15 protein-coding genes are annotated in these 13,937 nt (G+C 69.0%); 9 read left to right on the forward strand and 6 right to left on the reverse strand.

Annotated features, from left to right (window positions below):
* The first annotated feature begins 374 nt into the window (after positions 1-374).
* Positions 375-2,267, forward strand: a complete 1,893-nt coding sequence (htpG, locus tag N177_RS06325) for a molecular chaperone HtpG (RefSeq protein WP_023431437.1) — start codon at positions 375-377, stop codon at positions 2,265-2,267.
* Positions 2,268-2,280: 13 nt separating this feature from the next.
* On the opposite strand, the gene N177_RS06330 is transcribed toward htpG, so the two are convergent.
* The 3 genes from N177_RS06330 to acnA form a co-directional block, all read right to left on the reverse strand.
* Complete coding sequence (locus N177_RS06330; RefSeq protein ID WP_023431438.1) at positions 2,281-3,099, reverse strand: hypothetical protein; 819 nt, start codon at positions 3,097-3,099, stop codon at positions 2,281-2,283.
* Positions 3,100-3,244: 145 nt separating this feature from the next.
* Positions 3,245-3,940, reverse strand: coding sequence for a DUF1223 domain-containing protein (locus N177_RS06335; RefSeq protein WP_023431439.1), 696 nt, complete (start codon positions 3,938-3,940; stop codon positions 3,245-3,247).
* Between the two features lie 232 nt (positions 3,941-4,172).
* On the reverse strand, positions 4,173-6,857 hold the full coding sequence (acnA, locus tag N177_RS06340) for an aconitate hydratase AcnA (RefSeq protein ID WP_023431441.1): 2,685 nt from the start codon (positions 6,855-6,857) through the stop codon (positions 4,173-4,175).
* Positions 6,858-7,343: 486 nt separating this feature from the next.
* Here acnA and ccmA point away from each other — a divergent pair, with 486 nt between their 5' ends.
* The 8 genes from ccmA to N177_RS06375 all read left to right on the forward strand — a co-directional run bounded on the left by ccmA (position 7,344) and on the right by N177_RS06375 (position 12,843).
* Entirely contained in the window at positions 7,344-7,946 is a 603-nt protein-coding gene (ccmA, locus tag N177_RS06345; protein ID WP_040485241.1) for a heme ABC exporter ATP-binding protein CcmA, read from the forward strand.
* The gene (ccmB, locus tag N177_RS06350) at positions 7,943-8,614 is read left to right on the forward strand and encodes a heme exporter protein CcmB (protein ID WP_023431443.1); all 672 of its coding nucleotides are present in this window, start codon (positions 7,943-7,945) and stop codon (positions 8,612-8,614) included. Before ccmA ends, ccmB begins: the two co-directional genes overlap by 4 nt.
* Before the next feature lie 72 nt (positions 8,615-8,686).
* Positions 8,687-9,466, forward strand: a complete 780-nt coding sequence (locus N177_RS06355; protein ID WP_040485242.1) for a heme ABC transporter permease — start codon at positions 8,687-8,689, stop codon at positions 9,464-9,466.
* Positions 9,463-9,609: a heme exporter protein CcmD gene (gene ccmD, locus N177_RS20945; RefSeq protein ID WP_023431445.1), complete on the forward strand. Its 147-nt coding sequence runs from the start codon at positions 9,463-9,465 to the stop codon at positions 9,607-9,609. The genes N177_RS06355 and ccmD overlap by 4 nt, the downstream gene beginning before the upstream one ends.
* 4 nt (positions 9,610-9,613) lie before the next feature.
* Positions 9,614-10,219 carry a DsbE family thiol:disulfide interchange protein gene (locus N177_RS06360; protein WP_023431446.1) on the forward strand — a complete coding sequence of 202 codons (606 nt, stop codon included), beginning with the start codon at positions 9,614-9,616 and terminating at the stop codon, positions 10,217-10,219.
* A gap of 43 nt (positions 10,220-10,262) precedes the next feature.
* Entirely contained in the window at positions 10,263-11,408 is a 1,146-nt protein-coding gene (locus N177_RS06365) for a benzoate/H(+) symporter BenE family transporter (RefSeq protein WP_040485298.1), read from the forward strand.
* Positions 11,409-11,455: 47 nt separating this feature from the next.
* A complete protein-coding gene (locus N177_RS06370) occupies positions 11,456-12,016 on the forward strand; it encodes an NUDIX hydrolase (RefSeq protein WP_023431448.1) in 561 nt (186 codons plus the stop codon).
* Positions 12,017-12,405: 389 nt separating this feature from the next.
* Entirely contained in the window at positions 12,406-12,843 is a 438-nt protein-coding gene (locus N177_RS06375) for a hypothetical protein (RefSeq protein ID WP_023431449.1), read from the forward strand.
* A gap of 21 nt (positions 12,844-12,864) precedes the next feature.
* On the opposite strand, the gene N177_RS21840 is transcribed toward N177_RS06375, so the two are convergent.
* The 3 genes from N177_RS21840 to N177_RS06385 all read right to left on the reverse strand — a co-directional run bounded on the left by N177_RS21840 (position 12,865) and on the right by N177_RS06385 (position 13,826).
* Entirely contained in the window at positions 12,865-13,023 is a 159-nt protein-coding gene (locus N177_RS21840; RefSeq protein ID WP_023431450.1) for a hypothetical protein, read from the reverse strand.
* Between the two features lie 137 nt (positions 13,024-13,160).
* Entirely contained in the window at positions 13,161-13,337 is a 177-nt protein-coding gene (locus tag N177_RS20950; RefSeq protein ID WP_023431451.1) for a DUF1328 domain-containing protein, read from the reverse strand.
* Positions 13,338-13,442: 105 nt separating this feature from the next.
* A complete protein-coding gene (locus tag N177_RS06385; protein WP_040485243.1) occupies positions 13,443-13,826 on the reverse strand; it encodes a PRC-barrel domain-containing protein in 384 nt (127 codons plus the stop codon).
* Positions 13,827-13,937 lie beyond the last annotated feature (111 nt).

A 13,937-nucleotide genomic window follows, 5' to 3' on the forward strand; every position in this document is an offset into this window, starting at 1 on the left:
ACAGCCATTCTCGACCTCTGGACAGGGTCGTGCAAGCCGCGATCGCGGGCACGTCTCTAAGCGCTTGAGCGCGGCCAAAAAATCACAGTTTCGCCTATATCCGGCCCAGCGCACGCCAAGTTGCGGATCGATATTCCAACCGTTGCCTCTTGGCCTGGTTCGGTGAGGCTTCGGACACCCCAGCCCCCCAGCCCCCCGGGGTCGAGCCGGACCAGGTCACCCTCTTTCCATCCTCGATGGTTTGGCACAGGCCGGCGTTCCCAGCGGAGCGCCGGCTTTCTTCGTTCGGCCGGGCCTTGAAAGCCGCCCCCGGACGGGCCTATCTCCGCGGCGGATCCACGAGAAGATGCCCTGGAAGAAGGACCCGTCCCGTCATGGCCGAAACCGACAGCGCCGCGCAGGCGGCCACCTCTCACGCGTTCGAAGCCGAGGTCGACCGCCTGCTCGACCTCGTGGTCCACGCGGTCTACTCCGACCGCGAGCTGTTCCTCCGCGAGCTCGTATCGAACGCGGCGGACGCCTGCGAGAAGCTGCGCTTCGAGGCGCGCCGCAACGACGCGCTCCTGAAGGACGATCCCGACCTCAGGATCACGATCCTGCCGGACGCCGGCAACGGCACGCTAGAGATCTCCGACAACGGCATCGGCATGAGCCGGGAAGACCTCCAGCAGAATCTCGGCACGATCGCCCGCTCCGGCACGCGCGCCTTCGTCGAGGCGCTGCACGCCGGCGAAGAGGCGAAGAACCTGATCGGTCGGTTCGGCATCGGCTTCTACTCCGCCTTCATGGTAGCCGACCGGGTCGAGGTTCTGAGCCGCCGCGCGGGCGAGGAGCAGGGCCACCGCTGGAGCTCGACGGGCTCGGGCGCCTTCGAGATCGCGTCCGCCGACGACGCCCCCTCGCGCGGCACCAGGGTGATCCTGCACCTCAAGGAGAACGCGAGAGAGTTTGCCGAGGAGCACCGGCTCGAGCACGTCATCCGCTCGCATTCGGGCCACGTCCCGATACCGATCAGGCTCGGGAAGGACGGTGCCTTCCGGGAGATCACCGACGGCAGCGCACTGTGGCTCAAGCCGAAGTCGGAGATCTCGGCCGACGACTACGCCGACTTCTACCGCCATGTCGGCGGCCAGTTCGACGAGCCCTCCATCACGATCCACTATTCCGCGGAGGGGCGGCAGGCCTACCACGTCCTGCTCTTCGTGCCGTCGGAGCGGCCGTTCGACCTGTTCGATCCCGAGCGGAAAGGGCGCGTCCGGCTCTATGTCCGCCGGGTCTTCATCACAGACGAGGCGGACCTCCTGCCGAGCTACCTGCGCTTCGTGCGCGGTCTCGTCGATTCAGACGACCTGCCGCTCAATATCTCGCGCGAGATGCTGCAGGAGAGCCCGATGCTCTCCCAGATCAAGAAGGGCATCACGAACCGCGTCGTCTCCGAGCTCAAGAAGCGCGCGGAGAAGGAGCCGGAGGGCTACCTGAAGATCTGGCAGACCTTCGGCAACGTCCTGAAGGAGGGCCTCTACGAGGATTTCGAGCGTCGTGGCGACCTCCTCGAGCTCGCCCGCTTCCGCACGACGAAGTCCGGCGAGGATTGGCGCTCGCTGAAGGAGATCGTCGCCGACTTCAGGGAGAACCAGAGCGCGATCTACTACGTCACGGCCGACAGCCACGCGCAGGCGGCGGCGAGCCCGCAGCTCGAAGGCTTCCGCGCCCGCGACATCGAGGTGATCCTGCTCTCCGACCCGGTCGACCATTTCTGGGCGCGCATGGCCCCCGAGTTCGACGGAAAGCCGTTCCGCTCGATCACGCAAGGGGCGGCGGACATCTCGAATATCCCCCGCGCGGCCGCGGCCGAGGACGGAGACGAGGCGCCGACGTCGGACGTCGCGACCCTCGCGGCCCTCGTGAAGCAGACGCTCGGCGACGTCGTCGGCGAGGTCAGACCCTCCGACAGGCTGGCCGAGAGCCCCGTCTGTCTCGTCGCCAAGGAAGGCGCCCTCGACCGCAGGCTCGAGCGGATGATCCGCCGCCAGGAGAACAACCAGATCCCCGGCACGGCGCCGGACCTCGAGCTCAACCCGCGCCACAGGCTGATCCGCCACCTCTCGGCGGAGGCCGCGAAGGGTGGCGCGAGCGAGCGGCTGGCGGATGCCGCCTGGCTCCTGTGGGACGAGGCCGCGATCCTCGAGGGCGAGGCGCCGAGCGACCCGGCCGCCTTCGCGGCCCGGTTGACACGGCTTCTCCTGCCCTCCGAGCCGCAGGGCTGAGGCCGCCCGCGCGTCACGTCTCGAAGGATGTCCAGCTGTCCGAGGGAATGCCGTAGACGGCTTCCATCCGCCGCTGTGCCCCCGCGACACCCTCGCCGATGAACGAGCCGAACCGGGCGAAGGGCCGTCCGTCATAGACGGCGACGGCCCAGAGACGGCTCTCGTCCCGGCGACCGACGAGGAGAACCCGGACGGCGGGCGTCTCCTCCGCGCCGGGCGTGCCGGCTTCCCGCCGCGGCAGGACGCTCACGCGCCCGCCGGACTGCCTCACGGAGAGGCTCGCCCGCGTCTCCGCGAAGCGCTTCGGCGGCGCGACGGCCGCCGCGGCCGCGGCGAGGATCTCGAACTGCCGCGAGGTCGCCGGCGAGTGCGCCTGCATGAGCGTGGCCAGGGCCTCGCCGCGATAGCGGGATTCCTCGTCGCGAGTGCGTGCCTTGCCGGCGACCGGATCATAGTCCCAGCGCAGGGATCCGGCGGCCGAGACGAGAAGCGCTTCGCCACCGGTCTCCTCGAACGGGGCCTCCTCCAGCATCAGGAGCGCCAGCCGGAAGACGCTCGGCGTCTCGAGGCCGAGCTCGAGGAGCAGCCGCACCTCGTCGATGTCGAGCCTCCAGAGCGGCAGATGCAGCGCCGTCCGGGCCCGGACGGTGTCGCTTTCATCTTCGGCCGAGGGCTCGTCCGGCTCCACGGCGTCGATCTCGCTCGCCGAGCGGGTGCCATCGATCCCGAAACGCCGGGAGAGAGGCGGCCTCCAGTCGACCGGCGGGGCCGGCCGCGCGCGCGCCGCCTGCCTTGCCGCCTCCCGCACGCCCTTGCGCCGCCCCCAGATCATGCCGCTCCCCCGTCCCCCCTCGAGATCGGGAGACCGTAAGGAGCAGAAGCCCTTCGCGCAACGAAAAGACCGGAATTCCAGCACGTTGAGGAGAGAGATGGCGGAAGCGCGCCGTGCGTGCGCCAATGGCCGCCGGCGGCGCGCCTCAGAGCCGCGCCGCCCCGAGGACCCGGCCGAGCTTCTCCTCCGTGCCGAGCTGCACAAGGACGGCGCAGCGCAGCCCCTCCGGGGGCAGGGTGAAACTGTAGGTCTTCGCCGTGCCGCGCCACTCGCCGAGGCGCACGATCTTCTTCACGACGTTTCGGTAGGTGATCGTCTGACCGGCATTCTCGCCCCGGCCGATCTTCACCGTCGCCTCCGGGTCGAAGACGATGAGCAGCACGATCGCCTTCGCGGCTGCGGACCCGCTGCCGACGGTCACGCGGGCCTTCGTCTCCCCGGCGCTCGCCTCGACCGACACCGGCGATTCGTCGGAGGTCTTGCCCAGCGCATCCAGCAGGGCCTGACGGTCGGACCCGACCCGGTGATCGGCGCCGTTGACGACGACCTGCGGCGTGTAGACCTCGCGGTCCCCCCTCGCCTTGGCATAGGCCCTCTGGCGGGCGGAGAAGGCCGGCGAGGCGAGCGTGTCCTTCCAGCCGATATAGTCCCAGTAGTCGATCGGCAGGCTGAGGGCGAGCACGTCGTCGCGCTCGGCGAACTCGGCGAGCAACTCGTCCGCGGGCGGGCAGGACGAGCAGCCCTGGCTCGTGAAGAGCTCCATCACCGAAAACCTCTCACCGGCCGCGGCCTGCCCTTGAAGCAGGACGATGAGGATGAGTGCGCCGGCGATGCGAAACATGTCTTCTTGCGCCCTTCTTGTCGATGGAGCCTTCGGTACCGCCGCGCCCGCTCACACGCCAGTCAATTCAGGGTGACGCCACGAGCGCCGTCGGCGCGGCTTCGCGCGAAAGACCATGTCCTGCAAGAGCATAGGTCGTCAACGCGCGACCCGAGCCTCGCGCCGCCGAGCCGCAAAAATTGAGCCGGGGCCCGTGGGCCCCGGCTCGCGTCCCGTCGAGGATCTCGCGGGGTCAGGCGGCGAGGCGGCGCAGCACGTAGTGCAGGATGCCGCCGTTCCTGAAGTAGTCGAGCTCGTCCTCGGTATCGATCCGGCACAGCAGGTCGACCGTCTCCTTCGAGCCGTCCGGCCGCTCGATCTCCGCCTGCATCGTCGCGCGGGGGCGGATGTCGTCGAAGCCGAGGATCGTCACCTTCTCCTCGCCGGTGATGCCGAGCGACTGCCAGGACTGTCCGTTCGTGAACTGCAGCGGCAGGACGCCCATGCCGATCAGGTTCGAGCGGTGGATGCGCTCGAAGCTCTCCACGATCACCGCGCGCACGCCGAGCAGGTTCGTGCCCTTCGCCGCCCAGTCGCGCGACGAGCCGGAGCCGTACTCCTTGCCCGCGAAGATCACGAGCGGAACGCCCTCCTGCCTGTAGCGCATCGCCGCGTCGTAGATCGGCATCTGCTCGCCGGAGGGGTGATGCACCGTCACGCCGCCCTCGACGCCCGGCACCATCTGGTTCTTGATGCGGATATTGGCGAACGTGCCCCGCATCATGACCTCGTGATTGCCGCGCCGCGTGCCGTACTGGTTGAAGTCGACCGGCTGCACGTTGTGGTCGAGGAGGTAGCGGCCCGCCGGGCTCTGCGCCTTGATCGAGCCGGCCGGCGAGATGTGGTCGGTCGTGATCGAGTCGAGGAAGAGGCCGATGACGCGGGCGCCGACGACGTCCTCGGGGCTCTTCGGCTGCGCGTCCATGCCGACGAAATAGGGCGGGTTCTGCACGTAGGTCGAGTTGCCGTCCCAGGCATAGGTCATGCCGCCCTCGACCTGGGTCTCGCGCCAGTGCTCGTCGCCCTTGAAGACGTCGGCATATTTCGACGCGAAGAGCTCGCGGGTGATGTTCGCCCGCACGAACTCCTGAACCTCCGTGGAGGAGGGCCAGACGTCCTTGAGGTAGACCGGGTTGCCGTCCCTGTCCTCCCCGAGCGGCTCGGTCGTCAGGTCGACGTTGAGCGAGCCGGCGAGCGCGTAGGCGACGACGAGCGGCGGCGAGGCGAGGTAGTTCGCCCTGACGTCTGGATTGACGCGCCCCTCGAAGTTGCGGTTGCCGGACAAGACCGAGCAGGCGACGAGATCGCCCTCGTTCACCGCCTTCGACACCGCTTCCGGCAGCGGCCCGGAATTGCCGATGCAGGTCGTGCAGCCGAAGCCGACGAGGTTGAAGCCGAGCGCGTCGAGATCCTTCTGGAGATCCGCCTTCTCGAGATAGCCCGCGACGACCTGGCTGCCGGGCGCGAGCGAGGTCTTCACCCACGGCTTGACCTTGAGGCCCTTCTCGTTCGCCTTCCGGGCGAGCAGGCCGGCCGCGATCATCACGTTCGGGTTCGAGGTGTTGGTGCACGAGGTGATCGCGGCGATGACGACGTCGCCATGGCCGATTTCGTAGTCGGTGCCCTCGACCTTCACGCGCTTGCCCGCCTGGTCGGCGCGCTTGAACTCGGTGTCCATCGCCTTCGCGAATTCCTGCTTCGCCTGGGCGAGCAGCACACGGTCCTGCGGACGCTTCGGCCCGGCGACCGACGGCTCGACCTCGCCGAGGTCGAGCTCGAGCGTGTCGGTGTAGGTCGGATGCGCGTCGCCGGTCGAGCGGAACATGCCCTGCGCCTTCGCGTAGGCCTCGACGAGCGCGACGCGCTCGTCGCTGCGCCCGGTCTCGCGGAGATAGCGCAGCGTCTCGGCGTCGATCGGGAAGAAGCCGCAGGTCGCGCCGTATTCCGGCGCCATGTTGCCGATCGTCGCCCGGTCCTCGAGCGGCAGGTGGTCGAGCCCGTCGCCGTAGAACTCGACGAACTTGCCGACGACGCCCCTCTTGCGCAGCATCTGCGTGACGGTGAGGACGAGGTCGGTGGCGGTGACGCCCTCCTTCAGGCTGCCTTCGAGGCGGAAGCCGATCACCTCGGGGATGAGCATCGAGATCGGCTGGCCGAGCATGGCCGCTTCCGCCTCGATGCCGCCGACGCCCCAGCCGAGCACGGCCGCGCCGTTCACCATCGTGGTGTGGCTGTCGGTGCCGACGAGCGTGTCGGGGTAGGCGACCTCCGTCCCGTCCTCCTCCTTCGCGGAGAAGATCGTCTGGGACAGGTACTCGAGGTTCACCTGGTGGCAGATGCCGGTGCCGGGCGGCACGACGCGGAAATTGTCGAACGAGCTCTGCGCCCACTTCAGGAAGCGGTAGCGCTCGCCGTTCCTCTTGTACTCGAGCTCGACGTTGCGCTTGAAGGCCTGCGGGTTGCCGAACTCGTCGACGATCACCGAGTGGTCGATGACGAGGTCGACGGGCACGAGCGGGTTGATCCGCTTCGGATCGCCTCCGAGATGCTTCATCGCGTCGCGCATCGCCGCGAGATCGACGACGGCGGGAATGCCGGTGAAGTCCTGCATCAGCACGCGGGCCGGGCGGAACGCGATCTCGCGGGTCGACTTCTGCTCGGCCAGCCAGCCCGGCATGGCCTCGATGTCCGCCTTGGAGACGGTGCGGCCGTCCTCGAAGCGCAGGAGATTCTCGGTGAGGACCTTCAACGTGTAGGGAAGCCTGGACACATCCTTCAGGCCGTTCTCCTCGGCGGCCTTCAGGCTGTAGTAGGCGTAGGACTTGTCGCCGACCTGGAGCGTCTGGCGGGACTTGAAGCTATCGGGCGAGCTTGTCACGGGCGTGGACCCCCTTCCTTTGGATACAATTCTGGTTTGCATGGAGCGGGAGCGCGCTAGGAGCGCTGAGCCGGCGACCTTGTCCTTAGGGCAGGGGCCGGCCTCGGGGGGTGCCCCGATTGGCCGTCCTTATAGGGCATTTGTCGGGCATGTGCCAGATGCGGACGGCGCCACCGCAGGGGCGGCCGGGGCGGCGCGCACGGCCGCACGGATGGCGGGCACGGGGTGAGTGAGCCGACCTGTGGCTCAGCGCCCACTGTCGCCGGAGGAAGACGTCGCCGCGAACCGAGATTCTGATCCGCGTCAAAGTCTGCGCCTGCCGAACGTGGTGGCGTCTGGCCCGTCTTCGGGCGCCGGAACCAATCGGCAACGTTCGCTGGTGTCCTCGATCTCGGCGGTCTGGCCCCCGTCACGCGGTCCACCGCCCTTGCACGAGCGGCGGCGATCGGTTTTCTGGCGGCGAGCGAACAGGAGGCGCAAAGGACGATGAGATTGGTGGCGCAAGGCCTCGCCTGCCGGCGCGGCGGGCGCGACGTCTTCGCCGGCGTCGGGTTCGAGGTGAGGAGCGGCGAGATCCTGGAGCTCAGGGGACCGAACGGCGTGGGCAAGTCCTCGCTCCTGCGCCTCGTCGCCGGCCTCGTCGACCGGACGGCTGGCGACATCGCGCTCCAGGGCGGCGACGAGGAGCTCACGCTTCCCGAGCAGGCGCACTATGTCGGCCACCTCGACGCGATCAAGCCGCCGCTGACCGTCCTGGAGAACCTACGCTTCTGGGGTGAGATGCTGGGCGAGGGAAGCGTCGAGCCGCGCGCCGCGCTCGAGGCGGTCGGCCTTTCGGCGCTGGCGCAGTTCCCGGCCTACACCCTGTCGGCCGGCCAGCGCCGGCGCCTGTCGCTTGCGCGCCTCCTTTGCGCGAAGCGCCCGGTCTGGCTTCTCGACGAGCCGACGACGGCGCTCGACAGGGCGTCCCGGGAAACGCTCTACGGCCTCGTGCGCGCCCATGCCGCGGATGGAGGCCTCACCCTCGTCGCGACGCACGACGATCTGCCGCTTCAGGCCAGGCGCCTCGAGATGAGGCGGGCGGCATGACGGGCCAGATCATCAGCCTCTTCCGCCGTGAGGTGGCGCTGGCGACGCGGGCGGGCGGCGGCGCGACGATGGGCGTCGTCTTCTTCCTGATCCTCGTCGCGCTGATGCCCCTGTCGCTCGGTCCCGACCTCGCGCTTCTGTCGCGCATCGGCCCGGCCCTGCTCTGGCTCGGCGTGCTTCTGGCGACACTCCTAGGCCTCGACCGCCTCTTCAAGGCCGACTGGGAGGACGGGTCGCTCGACCTCCTGACGATGAGCGAGGTGCCGCTCGCCCTGACGGTCCTGACCAAGACGCTCGCGCACTGGGTGACGACGGGCCTGCCGCTCGTCCTCGCGGCGCCCCTTCTCGGCATCATGCTGAATGTCGAGCCGAAGGGCCTCGCCGTCGTCGCCTTCACGCTCCTCGTCGGCACGCCGGCGCTCGCCTCGATCGGGGCGATCGGCGCGGCGCTGACCGTCGCGCTCCGCAGGGGCGGCCTGCTCGTGCCGGTTCTCGTCCTGCCGTTGTCCGTGCCCGTCCTGATCTTCGGGATCTCCGCGACGCAGTCGGCGCTGATCGGGCCCGTGCCGATGACGACGCCGCTGGCCGTGCTCGCGGCCCTGTCGCTCGCGAGCCTCGTCTTGGCGCCGTGGGCATCCGCCGCCGCCCTGCGCCTCGCGCTCGAGTGATAGAGAAAGGCGAATATGTCGCGTGACATGCTGTTGCGGCATGTCAAACTGTGGCCCCATAGAAGAGGCTACATGAGACGCGTGCCAGACCGATCGCCCCGGAACATGCTCCAGTTCGCCAACCCGACCCGCTTCATGACCTTCTCGGCCAGGCTGCAGCCCTGGCTGTGGGGCTCCGCCGCGCTCGTTCTCGCGGTCGGGCTCTATTTCGCGCTCGTCGCCTCGCCCGTCGACTACCAGCAGGGGCAGACCGTACGTATCATGTACGTGCACGTGCCCGCCGCCTGGCTCGCGATGTTCTGCTACACGACGATCGCGATCTCGTCGCTCGGCACGCTCGTCTGGCGTCACCCTCTCGCCGACGTCTCGGCGCGGGCCGCGGCCCCGATCGGAGCCGCCTTCACCTTCCTCGCGCTCCTGACGGGGTCGCTGTGGGGCAAGCCGATGTGGGGCACGTGGTGGGTCTGGGACGCGCGGCTGACCTCCGTCCTCGTCCTCTTCCTGCTCTATCTCGGCCTGATGGCGCTGTGGCGGGCCTTCGACGATCCGGCGCGGGCGGCGCGGCCGGGCGCGATCCTCGCGCTCGTGGGCTTCATCAACGTGCCGATCATCAAGTTCTCCGTCGACTGGTGGAACACGCTCCACCAGCCGGCCAGCGTGTTCCGGCTCGACGGACCGACGATCGACATGTCGATGCTCGTGCCGCTCCTGATCATGGCGCTGGGCTTCACCCTTCTCTTCCTCGCGCTGCACGTCGCCGCCATGCGCAACGAGATCATGCGCCGCAGGGTGCGGGCCCTGCGCGTGCGTACGGCGAGCCAGCTCAGCCTTGCGGAGGCCACTGCATCATGAGCCACATGGGATTCGTCGTCGCCGCCTATTCGGCGACAGCCCTCATCGTCGTCGGGCTGATCGCCTGGGTTCGCCTCGACGGCGCCGCGCAGCGCCAGGCGCTGGAGGAACTCGGCGATCGCCCCCGCGGCGGCCGAGACTGACGCCATGACCGACACGACCGAACGCAGCCAGACAGGCGGACGCCGCTGGATCCTCCGCGTCGCGCTGATCGCCCCGCTCGCCGTCTTCCTCGGGCTGGCGGGCCTCTTCTACGTGAGGCTCTACTCCGGAGACCCATCCGTCATCCCCTCCGCCCTGATCGGCAACGAGGTGCCGCAGTTCGAGCTCGCCGCCCTTCCCGGCCTCAGCGGCCCCGGGGGGCCCGTGCCGGGCTTCTCGTCGGCAGATCTCAGGCAGGGAGAGGTGAGCATCGTCAATGTCTGGGCCTCGTGGTGCGTGCCGTGCCGCGACGAGCACCCGATCGTCGCGCAGCTCGCGGAGGACGGCCGCTTCCGCGTCTATGGCCTGAACTACAAGGACAGGCCCGAGAACGCGCGCCGCTTCCTCGGCCAGCTCGGCAACCCCTTCGACGCCGTGGGAGTCGACGGCAATGGTCGCGTCGGGATCGACTGGGGGGTCTACGGCGTCCCCGAGACCTTCGTCGTCGACGGCCGGGGGCGGATCACCTACAAGCATGTCGGCCCGCTGACCCCGCAGTCGCTGGAGCAGCGCCTGATGCCCGAGATCGAGAAGGCGCTTTCCGCAAGCTGAACCGCCTGATAAGCCGCGACACGACCCTGCGAGGAGGATGGTGGTGCGGCTTTCGGTGATCGCGTCGGCGCTCGTCGCCTCTCTGGTCGGCTTCGGCGGAACGCTGGCGCTCATCGTCGCGGCGGCACAGAGCCTCGGCGCGAGCGACGGCGAGACCTCCTCCTGGGTCGCCGCGATCTGCCTCGCGATCGCCGGAACGAGCGGCATCCTCAGCCTGCGCCACCGCATCCCGATCATCACGGCCTGGTCGACGCCGGGCGCCGCGCTGATCGGCACGGCCGCCGGGGCGGCGACGATGGCGGAGGCCGTGGGGGCCTTCATGATGGCGTCGGGCCTCGTCCTCCTGACGGCGCTCGTGGGGCCGGTCGGCCGGACGATCGAGCGCATCCCCGCCTTGATCGCCGCGGCCATGCTGGCCGACGTCCTCTTCGGATTCGTGGCGTCGGCCTTCCAGTCGGCCACCGCGCTGCCGGGCCTCGTCCTCCCGCTCTTCGCCCTCTACCTCGCCGTGCGGATCGTGCGGGCGGACCTGGCCGTGCTCGCCGTCCTCGCCGGCGGCCTGGCGCTCGCGTGCGGCCTCGGCCTCGCCGACCTCACCGCGGCCGACTTCCACCTCTCCCGCCTCACCCTCGTCGCGCCGAGCTTCGACGCGGGCGTTCTCTTCGGCCTCGGCCTTCCGCTCTACCTCGTGACCATGGCCTCGCAGAACCTGCCGGGCTTCGCGGTGCTGAAGGCCTCGGGCTACCGCGTCCCGGCGCGGTCGATCCTCGGCGTCACGGGCGCGGCCTCTCTCCTCGTGGCGCCGCTCGGCGCGCACACGGTCAACCTCGCGGCCATCACGGCCGCCATCTGCACCGGCCCCGACACCCATCCAGATCCCGCGAAGCGCTGGCATGTCGGCCTCGCCTATGCCGGCTGCTACATCGTGCTGGCGGCGTTCGGCGCCTCTCTGGCCGCGCTCCTCGCCGCGATGCCGACGGAGCTCGTCGCCACGGTGGCGGGGCTTGCCCTCGTGACCCCGCTGACGGGTGCCCTCGCCACCGCCCTCGGCGCGGCGGAGGACCGGTTTCCCGCCGTCGTGGCGTTTGCGGCCACCGCATCGGGCATCGCGTTCTTCGGCATCGGAGCGGCGTTCTGGGGGCTCGCGGCAGGGCTCGTGTGCCTCGCGCTGGAGCGGCTCAGGCGCTAGCGTCCCGGGATTGCCAAGCGCGAGAAGCGTCGGGCATCCTCCTGACCATGAGCGCGGATCTCCCGGACTTCGAACACCTGGTCCCCGAAGGCGACAGCGTCACCCGCGCGGTGTGCCGGCGCTGCGGCTTCATCAACTACCAGAACCCGAAGATCGTCGTGGGATCCGTGGTCAGGGCCGATGGCGGGATCCTGATGTGCCGACGGGCGATCGAGCCGCGCTCGGGCTACTGGACGTTGCCCGCGGGCTATCTCGAGCAGCATGAGACGCCCGAGGACGGGGCGAGGCGGGAGGCGCAGGAGGAGGCATGTGCGGAGATCGCGATCGACGCGCTCCTCGCGGTCTACTCGATCCCGCGGCTGTCCCAGGTGCAGCTCATCTACCGCGCGAGGCTTGCGAGCGACTATGCACCGGGCCCCGAGAGCCGGGAGGTCGAGGTGTTCGCCTGGGAAGCCATCCCGTGGCCCGACCTCGCCTTCCCGAGCGTCCACTGGGCGCTCCGCCACGAACGCGAGGCGGCCGCCAACGGTGGCGCGCCCTTCGCGAACCCCGATGGGACATCCGGCGGCATCATGCCGGACGGAGGCCCGTGGGGCGGCGAAGAGTGACCCGGACCGCCCTCTTCTGACGCGTCGTTTGGGACGCACAGACATAATGTCGTCACTGTGGCGTTTGCGCGACAGTGATGGTGTCGGCATTTGCCGGCGCGTTCTGCCTCGAAAACGGCGCTTTTTCCAGCATTTCCGGTCGCGGCCGCTCCTCCGCCACACAAGCTGTCACCTCTGGGCAACGTTTCGCCGAGTTTGTCCCATACCGTGCCGGAACATTTGCGCGAGTGCGCATTTCGGCCCAAAATCTGGGCAGCCTAAAGGGTGGCCATGGTTAACGTTCTGCTAAGAATTCGCCGCGCAGTCTGAGGGGGACCGCGGCGAGAGGCGACGGCTCCGTGGTCGAACCAACTTGGTGGGACGGGGGAATGTCACTGAGTTTTCTACCTATGAAGATGAAGTTTGCGCTCATCGCGCTGGCTCCGGCGCTGCTCGCAACGGGACCTTCACACGCGGACGATCGTCTGGTCGAAGCCTGCAAGGCGGCCGTCGAAGTCCACGCTCACGGGGTCAAGCTGGATTTCTCCGAAATCAGCCACGAGAACCTCGACGTCGAGGTGGCGATCGCCTTCGAGACCGGGGGCACGTCCTACACCGGCAACGGCAAGTGCAGCTTCCGGCCGACGAGCCTCGACGTGCCGCCGAGCCTCGCTTCCGTGCAGGCGATGGGAAAGAGCGGCGCCTCGATGTTCCTGATCTCGCACCACGCCGTGTGGCAACGCTTCACCGAGACGGGCCGGCAGGCCTCCATGCCCGAGGTGGAGCTGCCCAAGGAGCCTCCAGCCCCGCGTCGTGGCAAGCGCAGGCAATTCGCCGGCGGCTTCTGAAAGAGCCGCGCGGCCGGGCTTTCAGTCGGGCCTCAGGCTGACCGTCACGATCATCAGCGCGAGGGCGAACACCGCGATGCGCCAGGCGTCCTTGCGTCTCTTGAGGCCGGGCAGCCCGAGCGGCCGTATGAGATGGGCCACCATGGCGAGGCCCAGGATGATGCTGATCGTCTTGGCCAAGGGTCGGCCTCGCCTCCTCTTTCGGCCGATCCTAGCGTCCTGAACGGATGCGGCAAGCCGGAGCGGGCGATCCTTCCCATGGAGGGGCCGCGAGACCGCCTCCGGCGCCCGACCGGAGGCGGTGGAATCGCGACCGTCTATCCGAAGAGGGCGCCTCCGGCCAACCCGCCGAAGATCAGAATCAGCACGAAGATCACCAGGAACACGAAGAACAGGATCTTCGCGATGCTCGCCGCCCCCCGGGCGATGCCGGTGAAGCCGAGAGCGCCGGCGATGATGGCGATCACGAGGAATACCAGGGCCCATTCAAGCATTGTCGTTGCCTCTCTTCTGGCCGGGCCACCGTACGCTGCCCGACATCTCCCCCTGAACCCTCCGCTGCCGCGGAAGGTTCCTCACGCCCGCGTGAACACGTCTCGTCAGACCCAGTACCCGGGGACGTTGAAGTGCTCGTGAATGTGCTGGTCGCGCTCGCGGCTCGTCCAGCTCTTCTCCGACGGCTCGATCGCCGGCGCCCCGCGCAGCTGCTCGTCGGCGACGTTGATCTCGTAGCCGCCGAGCTCGTCGCTGTAGCGCAGGAGCGACCAGGGCACCGGGCAGTGGCGCTCGCCGACGCCCAGGAAGCCGCCGAAGGCCAGAACCGCATAGGCGACGCGGCCGGTTTCCTTGTCGATCATCAGCCGGTCGATGTGTCCGATATGCTCCCCGCCCGAGCGGAAGACCTCCGTCCCCTGCACCCGGTCGGACGGGATGAGCCCCCCTCCGTCGGGCGAGAGCACACGAAATTGGGTACCTTGTTCCATCGTCTCCTCCAGACCTTTGTCTTTGGAACGGCGCGCGGAAATCGCCGGTTCCGGGAGGGCGGGAACCGCACGGAGCCGCCGGGGCTTTCTGGCGATGCACCACGACGGGAC

The organism is Lutibaculum baratangense AMV1 (assembly GCF_000496075.1).
In the GTDB taxonomy this organism is placed as follows: domain Bacteria; phylum Pseudomonadota; class Alphaproteobacteria; order Rhizobiales; family Tepidamorphaceae; genus Lutibaculum; species Lutibaculum baratangense.